The sequence below is a fragment of the Celeribacter sp. SCSIO 80788 genome, assembly GCF_051054295.1.
GTDB lineage: Bacteria > Pseudomonadota > Alphaproteobacteria > Rhodobacterales > Rhodobacteraceae > Celeribacter.
Map to the genome: position 1 here is coordinate 2,776,632 of NZ_CP150482.1, position 19,310 is coordinate 2,795,941.

Annotated in this window: 19 protein-coding genes and 2 tRNA genes; 14 read left to right on the plus strand and 7 right to left on the minus strand. The window is 59.1% G+C overall.

Annotation, left to right across the window (positions count from 1 at the left end; all coding sequences use genetic code 11):
• Window positions 1-273: 273 nt before the first annotated feature.
• Genes dcm through V1471_RS14025 form a run of 3 tightly spaced genes read left to right on the plus strand, consistent with a single transcriptional unit; the run spans window position 274 to window position 3,336 of the window.
• Window positions 274-1,500 (plus strand): DNA (cytosine-5-)-methyltransferase, encoded by a 1,227-nt coding sequence (dcm, locus tag V1471_RS14015; RefSeq protein WP_434289640.1) that lies wholly within the window; start codon window positions 274-276, stop codon window positions 1,498-1,500.
• A gap of 31 nt (window positions 1,501-1,531) precedes the next feature.
• Window positions 1,532-1,969, plus strand: a complete 438-nt coding sequence (locus tag V1471_RS14020; protein WP_434289642.1) for a very short patch repair endonuclease — start codon at window positions 1,532-1,534, stop codon at window positions 1,967-1,969.
• Window positions 1,966-3,336: a type II restriction endonuclease gene (locus tag V1471_RS14025; protein WP_434289644.1), complete on the plus strand. Its 1,371-nt coding sequence runs from the start codon at window positions 1,966-1,968 to the stop codon at window positions 3,334-3,336. The genes V1471_RS14020 and V1471_RS14025 overlap by 4 nt, the downstream gene beginning before the upstream one ends.
• Before the next feature lie 199 nt (window positions 3,337-3,535).
• On the opposite strand, the gene V1471_RS14030 is transcribed toward V1471_RS14025, so the two are convergent.
• Both V1471_RS14030 and V1471_RS14035 read right to left on the minus strand, forming a co-directional pair.
• The gene (locus V1471_RS14030) at window positions 3,536-4,105 is read right to left on the minus strand and encodes an ImmA/IrrE family metallo-endopeptidase (RefSeq protein WP_434289645.1); all 570 of its coding nucleotides are present in this window, start codon (window positions 4,103-4,105) and stop codon (window positions 3,536-3,538) included.
• Window positions 4,106-4,423 (minus strand): helix-turn-helix domain-containing protein, encoded by a 318-nt coding sequence (locus tag V1471_RS14035; protein WP_434289646.1) that lies wholly within the window; start codon window positions 4,421-4,423, stop codon window positions 4,106-4,108.
• A 161-nt stretch (window positions 4,424-4,584) separates the two neighbouring features.
• On the opposite strand from V1471_RS14035, the gene V1471_RS14040 reads away from it, so the two are divergent.
• From V1471_RS14040 to V1471_RS14055, 4 genes are read left to right on the plus strand one after another with little or no spacing between them, the layout of a single operon-like run.
• Window positions 4,585-4,806: a DUF2188 domain-containing protein gene (locus tag V1471_RS14040; RefSeq protein WP_009803658.1), complete on the plus strand. Its 222-nt coding sequence runs from the start codon at window positions 4,585-4,587 to the stop codon at window positions 4,804-4,806.
• A gap of 9 nt (window positions 4,807-4,815) precedes the next feature.
• Window positions 4,816-5,076 (plus strand): multiubiquitin domain-containing protein, encoded by a 261-nt coding sequence (locus V1471_RS14045; RefSeq protein WP_434289647.1) that lies wholly within the window; start codon window positions 4,816-4,818, stop codon window positions 5,074-5,076.
• Window positions 5,051-6,241: a ThiF family adenylyltransferase gene (locus V1471_RS14050; protein ID WP_434289648.1), complete on the plus strand. Its 1,191-nt coding sequence runs from the start codon at window positions 5,051-5,053 to the stop codon at window positions 6,239-6,241. The genes V1471_RS14045 and V1471_RS14050 overlap by 26 nt, the downstream gene beginning before the upstream one ends.
• A 28-nt stretch (window positions 6,242-6,269) precedes the next feature.
• Window positions 6,270-6,638 carry a DUF6527 family protein gene (locus V1471_RS14055; RefSeq protein ID WP_434290946.1) on the plus strand — a complete coding sequence of 123 codons (369 nt, stop codon included), beginning with the start codon at window positions 6,270-6,272 and terminating at the stop codon, window positions 6,636-6,638.
• Between the two features lie 270 nt (window positions 6,639-6,908).
• Here V1471_RS14055 and V1471_RS14060 read toward each other — a convergent pair whose 3' ends face one another.
• The 3 genes from V1471_RS14060 to V1471_RS14070 form a co-directional block, all read right to left on the minus strand.
• The gene (locus V1471_RS14060) at window positions 6,909-8,294 is read right to left on the minus strand and encodes a plasmid recombination protein (RefSeq protein WP_434289649.1); all 1,386 of its coding nucleotides are present in this window, start codon (window positions 8,292-8,294) and stop codon (window positions 6,909-6,911) included.
• Entirely contained in the window at window positions 8,287-9,381 is a 1,095-nt protein-coding gene (locus V1471_RS14065) for a helix-turn-helix domain-containing protein (RefSeq protein ID WP_434289650.1), read from the minus strand. Before V1471_RS14065 ends, V1471_RS14060 begins: the two co-directional genes overlap by 8 nt.
• 278 nt (window positions 9,382-9,659) lie before the next feature.
• Window positions 9,660-9,736 (minus strand) — tRNA-Arg (locus tag V1471_RS14070).
• 296 nt (window positions 9,737-10,032) lie between these two features.
• Here V1471_RS14070 and V1471_RS14075 point away from each other — a divergent pair.
• Together V1471_RS14075 and ilvD are read left to right on the plus strand one after the other, a co-directional pair.
• Entirely contained in the window at window positions 10,033-11,091 is a 1,059-nt protein-coding gene (locus tag V1471_RS14075; protein WP_434289651.1) for a LacI family DNA-binding transcriptional regulator, read from the plus strand.
• Between the two features lie 135 nt (window positions 11,092-11,226).
• Entirely contained in the window at window positions 11,227-13,071 is a 1,845-nt protein-coding gene (ilvD, locus tag V1471_RS14080) for a dihydroxy-acid dehydratase (RefSeq protein WP_434289652.1), read from the plus strand.
• Window positions 13,072-13,177: 106 nt separating this feature from the next.
• Here the strand turns inward: ilvD and V1471_RS14085 are convergent, their stop codons facing one another.
• Together V1471_RS14085 and V1471_RS14090 are read right to left on the minus strand one after the other, a co-directional pair.
• Window positions 13,178-14,089, minus strand: a complete 912-nt coding sequence (locus tag V1471_RS14085; RefSeq protein ID WP_434289653.1) for an META domain-containing protein — start codon at window positions 14,087-14,089, stop codon at window positions 13,178-13,180.
• 94 nt (window positions 14,090-14,183) lie between these two features.
• Window positions 14,184-14,259, minus strand: a tRNA-Lys gene (locus V1471_RS14090).
• A gap of 114 nt (window positions 14,260-14,373) precedes the next feature.
• On the opposite strand from V1471_RS14090, the gene dapF reads away from it, so the two are divergent.
• The 5 genes from dapF to V1471_RS14115 all read left to right on the plus strand — a co-directional run bounded on the left by dapF (window position 14,374) and on the right by V1471_RS14115 (window position 19,305).
• Window positions 14,374-15,210 carry a diaminopimelate epimerase gene (gene dapF, locus V1471_RS14095; RefSeq protein ID WP_434289654.1) on the plus strand — a complete coding sequence of 279 codons (837 nt, stop codon included), beginning with the start codon at window positions 14,374-14,376 and terminating at the stop codon, window positions 15,208-15,210.
• The gene (gene mtaB / locus V1471_RS14100; RefSeq protein WP_434289655.1) at window positions 15,210-16,469 is read left to right on the plus strand and encodes a tRNA (N(6)-L-threonylcarbamoyladenosine(37)-C(2))-methylthiotransferase MtaB; all 1,260 of its coding nucleotides are present in this window, start codon (window positions 15,210-15,212) and stop codon (window positions 16,467-16,469) included. The genes dapF and mtaB overlap by 1 nt, the downstream gene beginning before the upstream one ends.
• The gene (locus V1471_RS14105; protein WP_434289656.1) at window positions 16,466-17,137 is read left to right on the plus strand and encodes a glutathione S-transferase; all 672 of its coding nucleotides are present in this window, start codon (window positions 16,466-16,468) and stop codon (window positions 17,135-17,137) included. The genes mtaB and V1471_RS14105 overlap by 4 nt, the downstream gene beginning before the upstream one ends.
• Window positions 17,138-17,323: 186 nt before the next feature.
• Entirely contained in the window at window positions 17,324-17,887 is a 564-nt protein-coding gene (gene petA, locus V1471_RS14110) for a ubiquinol-cytochrome c reductase iron-sulfur subunit (protein ID WP_434289657.1), read from the plus strand.
• A gap of 11 nt (window positions 17,888-17,898) precedes the next feature.
• A complete protein-coding gene (locus V1471_RS14115) occupies window positions 17,899-19,305 on the plus strand; it encodes a cytochrome b (protein WP_434289658.1) in 1,407 nt (468 codons plus the stop codon).
• The last annotated feature ends 5 nt before the right edge of the window (window positions 19,306-19,310 follow it).

A 19,310-nucleotide genomic window follows, 5' to 3' on the forward strand; every position in this document is an offset into this window, starting at 1 on the left:
GGATTTTCCGGCTACCGTTGCACACACCGACCCCGCCAGACATCGCCCCTCACATGGCAGGGGAAGGCGGGGGCGGCAGCGGATAACCCAGATTGAGGGATGTAGAATCCCCGTCATTGGCAGCGCAAACCTGCCCCGTAGGGGTATGGGCTCAAGCGGAGCGCTCCAGTTCGCCGAGCCGCAAACAAAGCCACCTGACTTCGTCGTTTGTTCTTGATTATGGTGACTCATATAGACATTGTGTCAGAAAAATACCCAGAGAGGCGCTGACACATGCAGGCTGACTTTTCGACACTCCTGGCGCAGGCCGGCTACACTGTGCCAGAAGCTGCGCGCGTGCTTGGCTATTCGGAAGGCCATATCTATCGCTGGAAGCGCGGTGAGGAAATCCCCCGTGAAAGCGTGATCCGCCTGCTGAACATGGAGATCGAGCGCCGCCGCGATGCTGGTGATGGGGAAAAGACTTTTACCTTCATCGACCTCTTCGCCGGGATCGGCGGGCTGCGGCGGGCGATGGAGAGTGCGGGCGGGCGCTGCATATTCACCTCTGAATGGGACAAGTATGCCCAGCAGACCTATATGGCGAACTTTCCCGACAACCGGCTTCCGGTCGGCGATATCCGGGAGGTTGAGGCCGAAGACATCCCCGCGCATGACGTGCTGGTCGCAGGCTTTCCCTGCCAGCCCTTTTCGATCGCCGGGGTGTCCAAGAAAAACGCGCTCGGCCGTGCGCATGGCTTTGAGGATGAAACCCAGGGAACGCTGTTCTTCGATGTGCTGCGCATTCTGATGCATCACCGCCCTGCGGGTTTCATGCTGGAGAACGTCAAGAACCTGAAAAGCCATGACAAGGGCCGGACCTTCGAAGTGATCCGCCGCAAGCTGACAGAGGAGCTGGGTTACACGCTGGAAACCCGGATCATCGACGCCGGGCATTTCGTGCCGCAACATCGCGAACGGATTGTGATGGTCGGCTTCCGCGAAGCGACCGGGTTCAGCTTCGATGATGTGCATCTCCCGGCTTACGGCACCAGACGACTGCGCCATATTCTGCACCCCGAAAATGGCACGGAACAGCCCGAGGGCCATTTCACAGTGGGGCCGGACGCCGTAGTCAGCGACAAATACACCCTGACCGACAAGCTCTGGGCCTATCTGCAAGGCTATGCCGCGAAGCATAAGGCCAAGGGGAATGGGTTCGGCTTCGGTATGGTGGACGGGGACAGTATCTCGCGCACACTTTCGGCCCGCTATTACAAGGACGGCTCTGAAATTCTGGTCTGCCGGGGCGAAGGCAACAACCCGCGTAGGCTCACGCCACGCGAATGTGCGCGCCTGATGGGCTATCCGGATGATTTCCGGATCCCGGTCTCGGATACTCAGGCCTACAAGCAGTTCGGCAACTCGGTCGCGGTGCCTGTCTTTGCCGAGGTGGCAAAGGTGATGACTCCGCACATCCTCGCGTTGACGAGAGCTGAACCGCTCAAAAAAGTTGGCTGACGTCCACGACAGCAAAACCCGAAGCCGCAACATGGCGGCGATCCGGAGCGCTGACACCAGACCGGAAATGCTCATTCGACGCGGGCTTCATGCCCGTGGTTTTCGCTATCAGCTCCACGACCGGAAGCTGCCGGGAAAGCCGGACATCGTGCTGCCAAAGCACCGTGCTGTGATCTTTGTGAACGGCTGCTTCTGGCATGGCCACGACTGCCCGCTCTTTCGATGGCCCGCAACGCGGCAGGAATTCTGGCGCATGAAAATCACCGGCAACATGGAGCGGGACGCCCGGAATATCGACATGCTGATCGCCTCGGGCTGGCGTGTCGCGGCAGTCTGGGAGTGCGCTTTGAAAGGGCGTGGCAGGCTGCCGCCGGAAGCAGTAATTGACTCCCTGGCCCGATGGATATGTTCTGAGGACCAAAGGCTGACTCTCGAGGGTCTGCACACAGAAACAGGCGATTTGAGTTGAGCGGGCAAGGTATTTTCAATTTTGAGGGTGAAGGCGGCGGACAGGCCGGGCTTTTGACGGATCTGCTGGGCCGGGCTGAGCGGGTTCTGGTCAAGAAGCTTTCGAACAATGATCGGGACTGGGCGCGATATACCAACAAGCACCAGGCCGGGGTCTATATCCCGGCGGAACAGCGCGAGGGAGGGTTCTTTCCGCCGCTTGAGCTCAAGGCGCGCAAAGACCCAGACGCGGCCCCGATCCGGGAGGCCTGGTTCGATACGTTCTGGCCGCAGGCTTCGGGCGATGAGCAGGCCAAACATACCCGGATTGTGCATTACACGAGCAAGGGCCCCGAGACGCATATGACGCGCCTGCCGAAAGAGTGTTTCGAGCTGCTTTCACCGGCCTCTTTCCTCGTGATGGGGCGGTGCCGGCAGGGTGAAAACACCATCTATGAATGCCTGACCATCGATTCCGCCAGCGATGAAGCCGACCTGCTTCTCCTGCAACTCGACATCACGCCGGATTTCCTGATCGGTGAATTTGAGCCCGCTGAGGTCCGGGCACGGGAACAGGACCGTGTTCTGGATTTTGCGGAAGAGCTGATCGCGGCATGGAAGGCAGGCACGATCATCGAGTTCGGCCGCTCTCGCGCTGCCATGCCGAAAACCGAGGAACTGGCCGGACTTGCCCGCGCCCGTTATCTGGAAATCCACGGTCTGGACTGCCTCAATCCCTTCGCTATCGAGCGCCCCGGTGATGCGCTCCGTGACATCAGCCGCAGTATCGAATGGGATATGTTCCGCGACTTCCAGCGCCGAGAGCGGGCGGTCGAGCTGGTGCGCATCGTCCTGGGTGACGCACCGCGCGACATGACCGTTGCGGAGATCATCCGGCAGCTGATCAGCGAACTGCCCCGGATCGACGCGCTGATGCTGTCGGCCAGCCAGCAGCGGAAATCACGGGCGGGCTATTCCTACGAACACCATATCGAGGCGATGCTGAGCGGTGGGAAGATCCCCTTCGAAAAGCAGGTGGTCATCGAGGCGAAAAAGCGGCCCGACTTCATTCTTCCCTCGCTGGCCTTCATCAGCAGCGGCGAAGCCGTCGCCACAACCGGCCTGATCCTGAGCGCCAAAACCACCCTGCGCGAACGCTGGAAACAGGTCGAGCGCGAAAAAGGCGAACGCAGGCTCTATCTCACCACGGTCGATGAAAACATCGCGGGCAATGCCATTCAGGATATGGCAGGTATCGGCGTCCAGCTCGTAATCCCCGAGAGCCTGATGGACGCCAAAGAAACCGAATATGCCGGGCACGCGAACGTCCTGACCTTCCGGCGGTTCTGCGATGAAGTGGTGGAGCCGAATTTGGCGGTTTGGGGGTAGTGCGATGGCCGGTTGTTTAGGCATGCAGGGCGGGAAGAGTGAATTTGCTGCGCCCACGAATTTGTTAGGTGGATGTCGAAATCGCGGACATTCGAGCATCCGCTGTAACCTGATACGATCAATGTCTAGAGACCTTCCTCTACCATCGCCACCACCGCAACAGCCATATTTTGGTTGCGAAAGTTGACTAATCTGGAGCCTAAGCGCGTCGCCTCGAAAGCTGATAGTCAACCCCAGTCATCCGAAACCGCCATTTCAGCATCTCCGAACTGACGAGATGTTCCTCGCAAGCGTCGCTGTCTGAGAGGCGGCGGCGGCGAATAGACAGAAGAGCTGGCCGGGGCAGCAGCAATGCTCCGGCCAACCAGTCGGCTTCGTCTTCTTGATCTTGATCGAAGTTGCCCGGAACAAGCGAGCCATCCTCTAGGATGCACGCTTTTGCAAGTTCGTGTCCCAAAATGATATGCGCCAGTTCGTGCATCACAACGTTGTTGCGACGACCTTTTGAGGAAACCGGTTTGTGAACGACGAGATGGGCCGCACCCAATCTCATCGTGAGGGCGGACCACGATTGATCAGTCTCGTCGCTCAGAACCGACCTGGCGCTTTCCGATATACCTTCAACGTCATCAGTTGACCATACAGTCACTCGAAGCTCTTCCGCCAAACGGTCCGCAGACAGCGCGTCGTGATCCGACAGGCCGAACTGTTTTCGAAACTCAACCGACCGCCGCTCACATTGAGATTTGAACCCTCGTCTAAATGCCACTTAGTGTCCTCGTGCTTCAACTTCTTCTTCGAACTGTCGCGAGGCCTGGGTGATGAGTTCTGCCAGCGCGAGAGCAGTCGCTTGTGGGACCGCTTTCTTGTTCTTGAATGCGATTTGAAGGTCTCCGACGCCAGTGAACTTAGAAGGTTCCTCCCCCAACCACTCGCTGAGTTTGTTGAGCGTGCCGACATCGGGAACATGCCCTTTCTCGATTCTAGTGAGTGTGGTCGGGCTGATTCCGATCTCTTTTGCGGCAGCCCTAACCCCCATGTTGCCCCGGCGCCTTAAGACCAGTGGGGCGAGTTCGTTGATATTCATATGCCCTCCTTAGTGTTTCATAGACTGGTATTAGTGGTGCGAAGACTGTTTACACGGAAAGACTTCTGGCCTATACCAGTCGGTGAAACACTTGAATCATGCTGAAAGGCCGGGGTCAACAGTTTCGAATCGAGGCGAGCTAGGAAAATAAGGAGAATTCGATGTCAAAGCGTATTCATGTCGTTCCCCACGGCGATGGTTGGGCTGCACGCCGTGAGGGCGCCACCCGAGTCGGGTCTACGCACGCAACTCAGGCAGAGGCGACCGCTGCCGCACGTACAACGGCGATACGTGAGCGAGGCGAGGTCGTCATTCATCGCCCCAACGGGCAAATCCGGGATGCCAACTCCTACGGGAATGATCCGTATCCCCCCAAAGGCTAGGAGCAGAAAATGAATATCATGAAAGACAACAAGACCGTCACCATCGTTGTTGAAGGCACTCCTCATGAGTGGCCGAAGAACAGCGAAATCACTTACATCCAGCTCGTCGCGCTGGAGTTTCCGGATTTCGAGCAACACCCCGAAACGACCTATTCGATCAAGTATACCAAGGGGCAAGGTAACAAGCCGGAAGGCGTCTTGGTCGCTGGCGGCTCGGTGAAAGTCAAAGAAGGGATGATCTTCAATGTCTCGTCAACTGGCCAGTCATAATGACGATATCCGACGCCTGATCGAGAAGGGATTCGCGGTCAGCGAGGACAGTAACTACCTCGTCGTTCGCGATATCCCTTACCTTGACGCAAATCTTGAGCTGGCAACCGGTGCATTCGTTACAACGCTGGTTGCCATTGACGAGCACAGGGTTCGGCAGGATGACCACCAGGTCTGGTTTGCGGGTGGGGTTCCTCACGGGCTTGACGCCAAACCGATCCCAAACCTCGGGGGTGGTCCCTGCTCTCTCCATCTCAGCCCCGCGGCGTCCGATGTCGTCGTGGAGCGCCGATTTTCCAACAAGCCATTGGTAGCCCAACGGTTTGCCGATTTCTTCGAAAAGATTGAGAGTTACACCAATATCATCGCGGGGCCCGCGATGGAGCGCTACGGCGCATCGCCCTACACTTTTCGAGTTCCGGACGAAGTTGCCAAGGATCCGATTTTCAAGTTTCGCGATACCTTGACAAGCCGGGGAGAGCTTACCGACCTGACCGCCTGCTTCCACGGTGAAGTTGTTGCTGTGATCGGCCTGGGTGGAACAGGCAGCTACGTCCTGGACTTCATGGTGAAGACACCCGTTGCTGAAGTTCGTGCGTTCGATGCAGATCGATTCCACGTTCACAATGCCTTTCGGTCGCCAGGACATGTCGACCCTTCGGAGTTCGACAAGACGAAGGCCGAAGTCTGCCTCGCCCGATACAGCAACTTCCGCGATGGGTTCTCGGCCAAAGCGACCTACATAGACGGTTCGTCCGATGACGAACTAAGCGGTGTCACATTCGCATTCGTTTGCGTCGACCAAGGTGCATCACGCGTGGAGATTTTCCAAGCACTGGTGGAACGGAAAATTCCGTTCATTGACGTAGGAATGGGCCTGAAGAGGAAAGATCAAGGTTTGGGCGGCATGGTCCGCGTCACCTATTTCCCATCCGAACACAGCGAAGAAGTGATGCGAAAGTCCCACGCGCCACTACAAGATGATCCGGAAGACCTGTATCGTGCGAAAGTTCAGATTGGCGAATTGAACGCCTTGAATGCCGCTCTTGCCGTGACGCGCTACAAACAGCTGCGCGGGTTCTATAAGGACGCATCCGATTGGGAGAATCTTCTGTTCGACACGACTGATTTGAAGAGCGTAGGAGTATCGACACTTGAAGACTGAACACTTCACGCTGCAATCTGTCCGGTACATGCCAATACTACTGGAACCAGGCATTCTATATGTGTCCGAGGAGTTCCATACTGCTGCCCATCTTTGCGCCTGTGGGTGTGGGCAGAAGGTCCGAACACCCCTTGGCCCCACTGAGTGGACCGTCAGATCAGCCTCGCGTGGGCCGACTCTTCGCCCTTCTGTCGGAAACTGGCAACTGCCCTGCAAGTCCCATTACTTGATCACGAATGGAAGAGTACACTGGTCCAATCAGTGGACCGAAAAGCAGATCCGTGCGGGGCGAGAGAGGGAACATGAGAGGCGCTCTGCCTACTATGAAGCGCGTAGGCCAAAAGTATCTTGGTGGCGTCAGTTGCTAGACTTTGTGCGCAAAATTCTGGGTCTTTGATGGATGCGGGCTCACATCCCGCTCCAAACGAAATTACCGGGATGCCCATCTTGCGAGGGCTTTCGGCTAGGCCGTGTGAGGGTTGGGGCACCTCAATCTAAGGCGTCCCCAACAGGCTGGGTTCAGGGGCGCAGCGCCCTGATCGACATTTTGCGGGTGGATGCGTCAGCAGCCGGGCCCCGCAAAATAATAGTCGGTCACTAATAGTTAGCGAGAACCACGAAGTTGGATCATGATGGATCAACTTAGGTCATTTTCCCGACCCCAACATCAGTCTGACGTGAAACGAAACACTGCCCTAGATTGCGGCGGCTCCGGCACCGCATTCTGGGCGACCAGCGCGGCAACACCAAGCGTACGGTCGAGATCTCGCCGCGCTGAGGCTTCGATGTCGCACCACGCTGGGGTTGCTTCAATTGTGCCCGCCAGAGTGTCAGGCCGTGCGGACCAGCCGAACAGCCGTTGCGCCGTGCGGGCGATCCGGTCTGCCAGTTCTTCCCACCGGAACCAGCGGGGTATCGTGGCGGCCAGCCGGCTGGTCCAGTCCGTCACCATTTCCAGCATGTCGCGGAACCTCTCCGAAAGGCTGACGCCCGGTGAGCCTGCGCTCAACGCATCGAGCCCTTCGCGTATGATCGGATCGACGCGAGCGTGCAATTCTGCGTTTTCAGAAGCGTTTCGGGCCGGATAACCACGCGGGTCTGTCCGGCGATCCAGACGCACCAGCAGGCGTTCATCTGCTTCTGCGGTGGCAAGTGCGCGGATCAAACCTTCCGCTGCCAACCTCTGCCCAAGTTCAGCCTGTTGCAGCCGATGCGCAGCCGAGCGCTTCGCAGCGGCCAACTCGCGTGCCTCGGACTGTTCGGCCCGATCGTTGGCCGATGTCGCACGGCGCGCTGCTTTTTCGGCGTCTTTCAGGAGTGCGATACGGTTTTGCTCAGTCTTCCAGGTTGCCCTGTCGAGACGGCGACGTTTTGGCCCAGTGCGTGCCTGCCCGTGTTTTGAGCCGACCTCGCTGTGATAGCGATCCTGCCAGGCGCTCATCACCCTCCGATAAGATCGCGACGGCGACCCTGACCAGCCATTCCGTATGTGCTCGTCCTGGGCAACATGCCCTTCATGGCACAGCTTTGCATTCATGCGCGGGTTGGCATCCGAGATCACCGGTAAGGCAAGAATATGCAGATGCGGATGCGATTCATCGCGGTGTTCGACGATCGTCATGACTTCAAGGCCATTCGCCTCTGCATCACTCTTGGCGAAGGCAATCACGGCCTCGCGCCACGCCTGATATTCTTCTTCATCCGCGTCTTCGACGGTATCGGGGTAGCTGAACACCGACGCCACCAAAACGTGCGTATCGACACGGATCCCGCGCAGTTCAGCCTTCCGGTCGGGGCATTCGTTGCGCAATTTTCTTAAGACCCGGTTCTGCTCGGCCACGCGCGCCTCGATCATGCTAATCAGGTCGCGCGGCTGCATCCCTTCCAGGATGCCGGGAGGCTGAGGGCGTGGAACATGCGGACAAGCACCCTCCTGCCGCTCAAGCTCTTCGATGATCGAGCGGACAGACCTGCTCTTGGAATTACCTTTCTGGCTGTAGGTTTGCTTATGGGCGAAGATGGATTTTCTTATCACTGGCGGCGCGTCAGTCATGGCGCCCACCCTTGGCGAAAGCAATCAGTTCACCAAGTAGCCGGTCAAGAACGGCGCTTTGGCGTGCTTCGCTCCGCACCATGCTGATGAACGCCGCTGCGGTATCCCTCACCCGATATTTGTCAGAGCGCCCGGCATTGTGATCGGCCACCAAAAGGCACAGAGCCGTCCTCGAACCACCCAGAACCTCGCACTGGCGCTGCCAGACGCCCTGAGCGATACCGATCTGACCGGCGCGCTCCCGCGCCGCCAACTCAAGGCTTCGCCAAGTTGGTGATCCCCCTGGCTCACCCATGGCGTAAAACTCAACCAGTTCACGAAACTCCGGGCCAGCCAGTCGTAAAGCAAGCGCCGGGCTGACGCGCACTGGCCGCGCTTCGCGCTGCTTCTCGGCCCTACAAGTTTTGTTGATATTTTCTTTACCTGTATTGGGTGGGGGTGAAATGTCGCACTGGTGGGACTTTTCACCCCTACCGACTTTCGCAGAAAAATCTTCCCAGACCGCTTCCAGAGCTTCGGCCACCTGCTTCAGGCGTTCGAAGCTTTGGATGGTCGAAGGACGGCGATTGGGTAGAATATCCTCTGCGGCCTCTGTCGCAACATCGAGGCACAGCCTGCGAATGTCGCCGAACAGCGTCCTGATCCGGGCGCGCAGCCGTTCGGCCTCCTCCTCTTCAAACGCCGCCTTTCGAGCAGCTGCCTGAATCTCGGCGGCGCGCGCAATCAGGGGCGCGAGGTTGATCCCGAATTCGTGACCGATCCTGCCATCTCTTCGGGAACCGCCCCGGCGGCTATGGTCAGAGGCTGATTTCGCCAGAAAGCCCCGCTCGATTAAACTACCCTCGATCCGCGCGACCTGCCGCCGATCAAGCCCGGCCTGCGATGCGGTTTTCGTTACCGAGGTCCAGAAACCGCAAATCCGGCCAGCAACGTAATCTTCATCCATTGTGTTGGAGATAGCGACTTCCAGATAGGAGACGGCCCCGTTGCTGAAACCCAGCTGACGTCGTGCCTTTTTGATCAGACCGAAGAACTGCCAGCGCGTCATGTCATCCGGCAAACCGCCATGTGTGAGGTGATGTGTCATGATAGCACCTCTTTTCTGGACGGCATCTCTTCGAGAATGCTACAAGCGTGGGGAAAGTTGGATGCTTTCACATGAACTTTGACCCCGGTTTCGGTTGCCGCCGAGCCGGGGTCTTCATTTGTGCTGCCCACGGTCGTAGCGACGCGTTGAGCGGCCATCTGTACAGGTTTTGTACAGACGAAGCCCGAATTCCGTGCGAAATGGATCGGAAAATCATGCAAATTGCTGCATGAATCTCCAAGCCTCACCCGGTAGTCACCTGATTTTAAATAATAATTTGGTGACCCCGGCGGGATTCGAACCTGCAACCTGCCCCTTAGGAGGGGGCTGCTCTATCCAGTTGAGCCACGGGACCACACGGTCTCTCTTAGCCCGGTGTGACACTTCAAGACAAGAGACGAAGAACGGAACATGAAGGGGGAGCAAGTTGGCCCACCGCTCCCCCTTTTGCGATCTGCCAGTTCCTCGTCCCGCTCACGCGGTACCGCCATGCAGATATTTTGCACGACTGAACTGGATCGGACCACATCTCTACCACAATCCGCACAGCAAATTGTTAGCGATAACATATTCCGTGCGCAACACGTGGACAAGGCCGTTTTATGATGTAAACTTAAGGCAATAATTCAAAACATTCAGGAGGGTCACGTCATGTCGCAGGGTTCTGGAAACACCCCCCCGAAACGCCCATTGACGCTGCGCGACGTTTCCGAAGCCTCTGGCGTCTCCGAAATGACGGTCAGCCGGGTGCTGCGCAATCGCGGCGATGTCTCGGAAACGACCCGCGCCAAGGTGCTCGAAGCCGCGCGCGAGCTTGGCTATGTGCCGAACAAGATCGCGGGGGCGCTGGCCTCGTCGCGGGTCAACCTCGTTGCTGTGATCATTCCCTCCATGTCCAACATGGTGTTCCCGGAGGTCATGACCGGGATCAACCAAGTGCTGGAAAGCACCGAGCTTCAACCCGTGGTCGGCATCACCAATTACAAGCCGGAACGCGAAGAGGCGGTGCTTTACCAGATGCTCTCCTGGCGCCCCTCCGGTGTGATCATCGCGGGGCTCGAACATACCGAAGCCGCCAAGGCGATGCTCGGTGCCGCGGGCATTCCGATTGTCGAGATCATGGACACAGACGGCGAGCCGATCGACTCGGCCGTGGGGATTTCGCATCGGCGCGCGGGCCGCAAAATGGCGCAGGCGATCATCGACGCCGGGTACAAGCGCATCGGGTTTCTGGGCACCAAGATGCCGCTCGACCATCGCGCCCGGAAACGCTTCGAAGGCTTCACCGAAGTGCTGGCCAAGGCCAAGCTCGAGATCGCCGACAGCGAATTCTATTCCGGCGGTTCCGCTCTCAAGAAAGGGCGCGAGATGACCGAGGCGATCCTCAAGCGCAACGAGGAGAACCCTCTGGATTTCCTCTATTATTCCAACGACATGATCGGTGCGGGCGGGCTGATGTATTGCCTAGACAACGGCATCGACGTGCCGGGGCAGATCGGACTTGCCGGGTTCAACGGCATCGAGTTCCTCGACGGCTTGCCGCGCAAACTTGCCACGATGGACGCCTGCCGTCTGGAGATCGGGCGCGCCGCTGCGGAAATCATCGCCAAACGGGTGGAAACCCCTGACGCACCCGGTGGCGAGGTGGTCACGCTCGAACCCTCCCTTGCCTATGGCGACACGCTCAAGCGCAAGAAGAAGCCGCTCTGACCTCTCCGAAGAGAGTTTTCAGCAACTTTATTCAAGATCGCACACCCCATGGTGACTGGAAATGACGCTCCGAAAGATTTAAGGAGCGTCAACGCCCGTTTTGCGGGCGATCAGTTGTAGCGGAAAGAACAGAAGATGCCACATTACAGATCCCGTCGCTCCACCCATGGTCGCAACATGGCCGGCGCCCGCGGCCTTTGGCGCGCAACCGGCATGACCGATGGCGATTTCGGCAAGCCGATCATCGCCGTGGTGAACTCGTTTACGCAATTCGTCCCCGGCCACGTCCACCTCAAGGACCTTGGCCAGATGGTGGCGCGCGAGATCGAGAAAGCCGGCGGTGTGGCGAAAGAGTTCAACACCATCGCGGTGGATGACGGCATCGCTATGGGCCATGACGGGATGCTCTATTCCCTGCCCTCGCGCGAAGTGATTGCGGATTCGGTCGAGTATATGGTCAACGCCCACTGTGCCGATGCCATGGTCTGTATCTCCAACTGCGACAAGATCACCCCCGGCATGATGATGGCTGCGATGCGCCTGAACATTCCGGTGATCTTTGTCTCGGGCGGCCCGATGGAAGCGGGCAAGGTGCAGATCGGCGATCTGGAACGTGCGGTCGACCTCGTGGATGCGATGGTTGCGGCCGCCGACGATCAATATACCGACGAACAGGTGGATGCGTTCGAACAGAATGCTTGCCCGACCTGTGGCTCCTGTTCCGGAATGTTCACCGCAAACTCGATGAACTGTCTGGCCGAAGCGCTGGGGCTGGCTCTGCCGGGCAACGGATCGACTTTGGCAACGCATGCGGATCGCAAGAACCTGTTCCTTGAGGCCGGGCGCAAGATCGTGGAGATCACCAAGCGTCACTATGACGGCGAGGAAAAGGGCCTTCTGCCGCGCGAGATCGCGACGTTCGAAGCGTTTGAGAACGCCATGTCCCTCGACATTGCCATGGGCGGGTCCACGAACACGGTTCTGCACCTTTTGGCCATCGCGCATGAGGGCGAGGTGAATTTCACGATGACGGACATCGACCGTCTGTCGCGCAAAGTGCCGGGCATCTGCAAGGTCGCTCCGAACATCCACAACGTCCATATGGAAGACGTCCACCGCGCAGGCGGCATCTTCGGCATTCTCGGCGAGCTCTATCGTGGCGGCTTGCTGCATGGCGATGTCCGCACGGTGCATTCCGATACGATGGCGCAGGCGATCTCCAAATGGGATGTCAAAGTCGCCAATGACCCCGAAGTCGAAACCTTCTTCCGCGCGGCCCCCGGTGGCGTCCGCACGACGCAGGCGTTTTCGACCGAGAACCGCTATAAGGAACTCGACACCGACCGTGAAAACGGCGTGATCCGCTCCGTCGAGCATGCGTTTTCGAAAGACGGCGGTCTGGCGGTTCTGTTCGGCAATATCGCGGAGCGCGGTTGCATCGTGAAAACCGCCGGTGTGGACGACAGCATCCTTAAATTCTCCGGCCCGGCGCATGTGTTCGAGTCTCAGGACGACGCCGTTGAAGGCATTCTGACGCGCAAGGTCGAAGCCGGCGAGGTTGTGATCATCCGCTACGAAGGCCCACAGGGCGGTCCGGGGATGCAGGAAATGCTCTACCCGACCTCGTACCTGAAATCCAAAGGTCTGGGCAAGAAATGCGCGCTTCTGACCGATGGGCGGTTCTCCGGCGGCACCTCTGGCCTGTCGATCGGCCACGTCTCTCCGGAGGCGGCCGAGGGCGGTCTGATCGGGCTGGTGGAAACCGGCGACATTGTCGAGATCGACATCCCGAACCGCTCGATCAACCTCAAGGTGGATGACGCCACTCTGGCGGCTCGTCGCGAAGCGAAAGGCCCGCTGCCGTGGAAACCCGCCGCACCGCGCCCGCGCGCCGTTTCGACCGCGCTCAAGGCCTATGCCATGTTCGCGTCTTCGGCAGACAAAGGCGGGGTGCGCATCCTGCCCGACGAGGCAAAATAAGGCTCTAATCCAGCCCAAAAGACACGAAACGCCGCTCCATAGAGAGCGGCGTTTTGCATTCATGCGCTCGATCGAAAACCGGAAACACAGCTTTTGGCCAAACCTTTTAGCGGCGAGCGGTGATCACCACCTCGTCGAGGCTGTAGAGCACCAGCGCCCCGGTCTCGTCGATATCGAACCGATCCACGGTGAACAGCACCTCGAAATAGCGGGCTTCCTGCACCATAAGCGTCTCCGGACACATCATTCGGGTCGATGCCAGCGGCCCGAATGTCAGCCCCTCCCCGGTCAACTCCACCCCGCCGGTATAGCGATTGCAACCGGCCTGCCCCGACACCTGCCCTTCGGGAGAGACAGTCAACGTCACATCGCTCGCGTCAATCACGCCCTGTCCGGCAATCTCCTCGATACGCCAGTCCGATCCGCTCAAAAGCGCGAGAGGTGCGCCGCCACATCCGTGCAGCACCTGCTCGCCGCGTTTCAACGTCACGCTTTCGGGATAGGGCATGCCCGTCATGTCGTCATGGCACAGGGTCGGGCGCAGAAACAGAGACAGCTCCAGCCCCTCGTACCACAAAGCACCGTCGAAAAGCCGGGCCTCAGGCACGTCCACGTCCAAACTGGTTTCACCATAATCGAGAAGCGCCTCTAGCCGCCCCTCCGCAACTCCGATCCGCCAGCCCGGCTCATTGCCACCGGCCGTCCAGTCGAAAGCCTCCTGGCTCAACTGACACGTTTGTTGCGCCCCATCAGCGACCAGAGAGGCCTCATCGCCCTTGATCCAAAACACCAGATCGCCCGCCTCGGTTTCATATTTCGCCCCAGAGGCCGAGATTGACTGATGCAAAAGCGAAATGTCTCCGCCCAGATCGAGAATCGCCGCCCCTTCGGCAAACCCGACACGCCCTGTGACGGTTTCGCATGCGACCTGTGTCGAAAATCCGAAGGGAATATCTCCGGAAAACGCGGAAGAGCCCGACAACACGGCAAGAAGGAAAACCGATTCTCTGATCAACATGACACACACTCCAATGTAGCTAGAGGCACATCATAAGACGCGAACAAACGGTTCGCCATGGCGAAGCTGTTCAGTGTCATATTTAGGAGGAAAGTGGTGAGCCGTGCAGGATTCGAACCTGCGACCCACTGATTAAAAGTCAGTTGCTCTACCAACTGAGCTAACGGCCCACTCTCTCAGCCTCATCGGCTGTGCGGCGGGGTTTACTGTCGTGGGTCAGGAGCGTCAAGCGTAAAACTGAGATTTTCTTGGAAAAGGTTTCGACAAGGTTTATATGCCCCGCCATGCAACAGGATTTTGACAGCTCCCCCCGCCTGCCCTTTCTGAAAATGCATGGGCTGGGCAATGACTTCGTGATCATCGATTCACGGGGACGGGAGGCTATTGTTACGCCTGAACTCGCGCTCGCGGTCGGGGATCGACATCGCGGGGTCGGCTTCGATCAGCTCGCGGAGATTCGCAGCTCGGACGTAGCCGACATCGATCTCGATTTCTGGAACTCGGACGGATCGCGCGCGGGGGCCTGTGGCAATGCCACGCGCTGTGTCGGGCGGCTGATGCTGGATGAAACCGGCAAAGATGAGGTCACGATTCGCACGGAACGCGGGATTTTGATTGCCCGGCGCGCGGGGGACGAGGTCTCCGTCAACATGGGCCACCCCCAGCGCATGTGGGACGAGGTGCCGTTGTCGCATCCGGTGGACACCGATTTTCTGCCGCTCGAAGGCGAGCCGGTGGCGGTTGGCATGGGCAACCCCCATGCGGTGTTCTTTGTGCCGGACATCAAGGATGTGGACGTCGCAGGTTGGGGCAAACGGGTCGAATACGATCCGTTGTTCCCGCAACGCACCAATGTCGAATTTGCCGAGGTGCGGTCTCGCGATGAGATCAGGATGCGGGTTTGGGAGCGCGGCACGGGAATCACCTTGGCCTGCGGCTCAGGGGCCTGTGCGACCGCCGTAGCGGCCGCTGTGCGCGGGCTGACCGGCAAGACCGTGCGGATGGAGGTCGACGGCGGCTGGCTGACGCTCGACTGGCGTGAGGATGGCGTCTGGATGACCGGGCCGACGCAACTGGTGTTCAAGGCGGAATTCGACACGTCTTTCCTGGAGCGCGTCTGATGTCCGCCAAACCACCGATTTTCGCGACGCTCGGCTGTCGCCTCAACGCCTATGAGACCGAGGCGATGAAGGAACTGGCCGAGGCCAATGGCGTCGAGAACGCCGTGGTGGTGAATACCTGCGCGGTGACGGCGGAAGCGGTGCGCAAAGCCCGGCAAGAGATTCGCAAGCTCAGGCGCGAGAATCCGGAGGCGAAGATCATCGTCACCGGATGTGCGGCGCAGACAGAACCCGAGACGTTCAACGCCATGTCCGAAGTCGATCTTGTGATCGGCAACACGGAAAAGATGCAGCCCGAGACCTGGCAAGCCATGGGGCCGAATTTCATCGGCGACACCGAACGCGTGCAGGTCAATGACATCATGTCGGTGACCGAGACCGCCGGGCATCTGATCGACGGATTCGGCCGACATCGAGCCTATGTGCAGGTCCAGAACGGCTGCGATCACCGCTGTACCTTCTGCATCATTCCTTACGGTCGCGGCAATTCGCGCTCCGTGCCCGCGGGTGTTGTGGTCGATCAGATCAAACGACTGGTGGACAAGGGGTTCAACGAGGTTGTTCTGACCGGGGTCGACCTGACGAGCTGGGGGGCGGATTTGCCCGCGATGCCGCGTCTGGGCGATCTCGTCATGCGGATTCTCAAACTTGTGCCGGACCTGCCGCGTCTGCGGATTTCCTCGATTGATTCGATTGAGGCCGACGAGATGCTGATGCAGGCCATTGCAACCGAATCGCGTTTGATGCCGCATTTGCACCTGTCCTTGCAGCATGGTGACGATTTGATCCTGAAACGCATGGCGCGGCGCCATTTGCGCGACGATGCCATCCGCTTCTGCGAAGAGGCGCGCAAGTTGCGGCCCGAAATGACCTTCGGTGCGGACATCATCGCAGGTTTCCCGACGGAGACCGAGGCACAGTTCGAGAATTCTATGAAACTGGTGACCGACTGCGACCTGACGTGGCTGCACGTCTTCCCCTATTCGAAACGCGAAGGCACGCCCGCCGCGAAAATTCCGCGTCAGGTGAATGGCAAAGTGATCCGCGAACGTGCGGCACGGCTGCGCAAAGTGGGCGACGAACAGGTTCAGAAGCACCTGCAAGCGCAGGTCGGACGCGAACACATGATCCTCATGGAAAACCCGCATATGGGCCGGACGGAGCAGTTCACCGAGGTACATTTCCAGATGGCTCAGGCCGAGGGCGCGATCCTCAAGGCCCTGATCACCGGCGTGAAGGACACGCAACTCACCGCATGACGCCGATCCTCTATTCCTTTCGCCGCTGCCCCTACGCCATGCGTGCGCGACTGGCGATTGTCTCAGCCGGGATCGAGGTGGAGCTGCGTGAAGTAGCGTTGCGGGACAAGCCTCAAGAGATGCTCGAGGCTTCCCCCAAAGGCACGGTGCCGGTTCTGATCACAGACACCGGCGTGATCGAGGAAAGCCGCGACGTCATGGATTGGGCGCTTGCACAGAACGATCCGGAGGGTCTGCGCAACATGCCCGCCGAGGGGGAGGATTGGATCGCGCAAATCGAAGGCCCGTTCAAAACCGCACTGGACCGCTACAAGTACGTCACCCGCTATCCCGGAACCGATCCAGTCGCGGAACGCGAAAAAGCCGCTGCGATCCTCTGGCAAGCGGATGCGGCCTTGCGTCGCAGGATCTGGCTATACGGTGAGCGTCCGACACTGGCCGATCTCGCAACGATCACCTTCGTACGGCAGTTCTCCATGGTAGACCGGGACTGGTTCGGGGCTCAGGACTGGTCCGGCATTCAGGGCTGGCTTTACCGCTTTCTGGCGTCGGAACGCTTTACAGCGATCATGGAGAAGCATGCGAAATGGCAAGTCACGGATACGCCAGTGCTTTTCCCGCAGCGAAAGCACACTCCGAGGATGCACCCTCTGGGTGGATATAGGTAAATTTAAGATATATCTTATATCGGACACAATTTCCAGCCCCCGCGACACATCGCGCCGTTCACAATTCATTGAATGCTAGACTGAACGGCCTCCTGTCGCTAAAACCGCCTGCGAAGGGCTGCGGCAAAACCGCGGCCTCTCGCGCATTCGCCGGGGAGGACCGGCCGAAGAAATTGGAGAATTGCAGTGTCCCACGTAGATGAACACGAAGGCACCCGACGCGATTTCCTGTACTACGCCACGGGTGGCGCTGGTGCAGTTGCCGCCGGTGCTGTCGTCTGGCCTCTGGTCAACCAGATGAATCCGTCCGCCGATGTTCAAGCTCTCTCCTCGATCCGCGTTGATATCAGCGGCGTCGAGGTCGGAACCCAGCTCACCGTCAAATGGCGCGGCAAGCCGGTGTTCATTCGCCGCCGCACCCAGGAAGAGATCGAAATGGGTCGCGCCGTGACCATGGACGAACTCGTGGACCCGATCGCGCGCAACAACAACAAAGACGCCGAGCTCGACGCCTCCGACGAGAACCGTACGCTGGATGACGCGGGCGAATGGCTTGTCATGATGGGGGTTTGCACCCACCTCGGCTGTGTGCCGCTGGGCGATGGCGCCGGGGATTTCGGCGGCTGGTTCTGCCCCTGCCACGGCTCTCACTACGACACCGCCGGTCGCATCCGCAAAGGCCCGGCTCCCGAAAACCTTCCGGTTCCGATCGCCGCCTTCGAAGGCGATTCCGAGATCATTCTGGGCTAAGGGAGAAATTCATGTCTGGTATTCCGCACGACCACTATGAACCGAAGACCGGCCTCACCAAAGCGGTGAACTCCCGTCTTCCGATCATCGGCCTGATCTACGACACGCTGATGATCCCGACCCCGAAAAACCTGAACTGGATGTGGATCTGGGGCATCGTCCTTGCATTCTGCCTCGGGCTTCAGATCGTCACCGGCATCGTTCTGGTGATGCATTACACCCCGCATGTCGATCTGGCGTTCAAATCCGTCGAGCACATCATGCGCGACGTGAACGGCGGCCATATGCTTCGCTACCTGCACGCCAACGGTGCATCGCTGTTCTTCTTTGCCGTCTATCTCCACATCTTCCGCGGCCTCTACTACGGCTCCTACAAAGCCCCGCGCGAGATCACCTGGATCATCGGCATGATCATCTACCTCCTGATGATGGCAACCGGCTTCATGGGCTACGTTCTGCCCTGGGGTCAGATGTCCTTCTGGGGTGCGACCGTGATCACCGGCCTGTTCGGTGCCATTCCGTTCATCGGTGAGCCGATCCAGACCTGGCTTCTGGGCGGACCGGCCGTGGACAACGCCACGCTGAACCGCTTCTTCTCGCTGCACTACCTCCTGCCCTTCGTGATCGCAGGTCTGGTGATCGTCCACATCTGGGCTTTCCACCACACCGGCAACAACAACCCGGCGGGCATCGACGTGCGCAAGACCTCGAAAGCCGAGGCCGAGAAAGACACGCTTCCGTTCTGGCCGTATTTCGTGATCAAAGACCTCTTCGCCCTTGGCGTGGTCCTGATCGCCTTCTTCGCGGTTGTCGGTTTCATGCCGAACTACCTCGGCCACCCGGACAACTACATCGAAGCCAACCCGCTTTCGACGCCTGCACACATCGTGCCGGAATGGTACTTCCTGCCGTTCTACGCGATCCTGCGCGCCTTCACTGCCGATGTCTGGCTCGTCCAGATCATCAGCTTCCTGACGGGCGGCATCGTTGACGCGAAATTCTTCGGTGTGCTCGCCATGTTCGGCGCGATCATTGCCATGGCTCTGGTGCCCTGGACCGACACGTCGTCCGTGCGTTCCGGCAAATACCGCCCGATGTTCAAGGTCGCCTATTGGCTTCTCGTGTTCTTCTTCCTCGGCCTGACCTGGGCCGGTGCGCAGGGCACGGACCTGATCATGGTCGGCATCCTCGACGGTCACCCGGTCTTCATGCACAGCCTCTCCGGCGCCGATTTCGACAACACCATCGGCATGTCGGCTCCGGGCTTTGCCCTGATCGGCTCCGCCTACTGGTTCGGCTATTTCTTCGTGATCCTCCCGCTTCTGGGCATCATCGAGAAACCCCTGCCGATGCCGGCGACGATCGAAGAAGACTTCATCGCTCACTACCCGTCCGCCGCCAAAGAGCCGGCCGAGTGAGAAAG

Coding starts and splice junctions, on each gene's coding strand:
- dcm (WP_434289640.1), top strand. CDS start 274: ATGCAGGCTGACTTTTCGACACTCCTGGCGCAGGCCGGCTACACTGTG.
- V1471_RS14020 (WP_434289642.1), top strand. CDS start 1,532: ATGGCGGCGATCCGGAGCGCTGACACCAGACCGGAAATGCTCATTCGA.
- V1471_RS14035 (WP_434289646.1), bottom strand. CDS start 4,423: ATGAATATCAACGAACTCGCCCCACTGGTCTTAAGGCGCCGGGGCAAC.
- V1471_RS14040 (WP_009803658.1), top strand. CDS start 4,585: ATGTCAAAGCGTATTCATGTCGTTCCCCACGGCGATGGTTGGGCTGCA.
- V1471_RS14045 (WP_434289647.1), top strand. CDS start 4,816: ATGAATATCATGAAAGACAACAAGACCGTCACCATCGTTGTTGAAGGC.
- V1471_RS14050 (WP_434289648.1), top strand. CDS start 5,051: ATGTCTCGTCAACTGGCCAGTCATAATGACGATATCCGACGCCTGATC.
- V1471_RS14055 (WP_434290946.1), top strand. CDS start 6,270: ATGCCAATACTACTGGAACCAGGCATTCTATATGTGTCCGAGGAGTTC.
- V1471_RS14060 (WP_434289649.1), bottom strand. CDS start 8,294: ATGACTGACGCGCCGCCAGTGATAAGAAAATCCATCTTCGCCCATAAG.
- V1471_RS14065 (WP_434289650.1), bottom strand. CDS start 9,381: ATGACACATCACCTCACACATGGCGGTTTGCCGGATGACATGACGCGC.
- V1471_RS14075 (WP_434289651.1), top strand. CDS start 10,033: ATGTCGCAGGGTTCTGGAAACACCCCCCCGAAACGCCCATTGACGCTG.
- ilvD (WP_434289652.1), top strand. CDS start 11,227: ATGCCACATTACAGATCCCGTCGCTCCACCCATGGTCGCAACATGGCC.
- V1471_RS14085 (WP_434289653.1), bottom strand. CDS start 14,089: ATGTTGATCAGAGAATCGGTTTTCCTTCTTGCCGTGTTGTCGGGCTCT.
- dapF (WP_434289654.1), top strand. CDS start 14,374: ATGCAACAGGATTTTGACAGCTCCCCCCGCCTGCCCTTTCTGAAAATG.
- mtaB (WP_434289655.1), top strand. CDS start 15,210: ATGTCCGCCAAACCACCGATTTTCGCGACGCTCGGCTGTCGCCTCAAC.
- V1471_RS14105 (WP_434289656.1), top strand. CDS start 16,466: ATGACGCCGATCCTCTATTCCTTTCGCCGCTGCCCCTACGCCATGCGT.
- V1471_RS14115 (WP_434289658.1), top strand. CDS start 17,899: ATGTCTGGTATTCCGCACGACCACTATGAACCGAAGACCGGCCTCACC.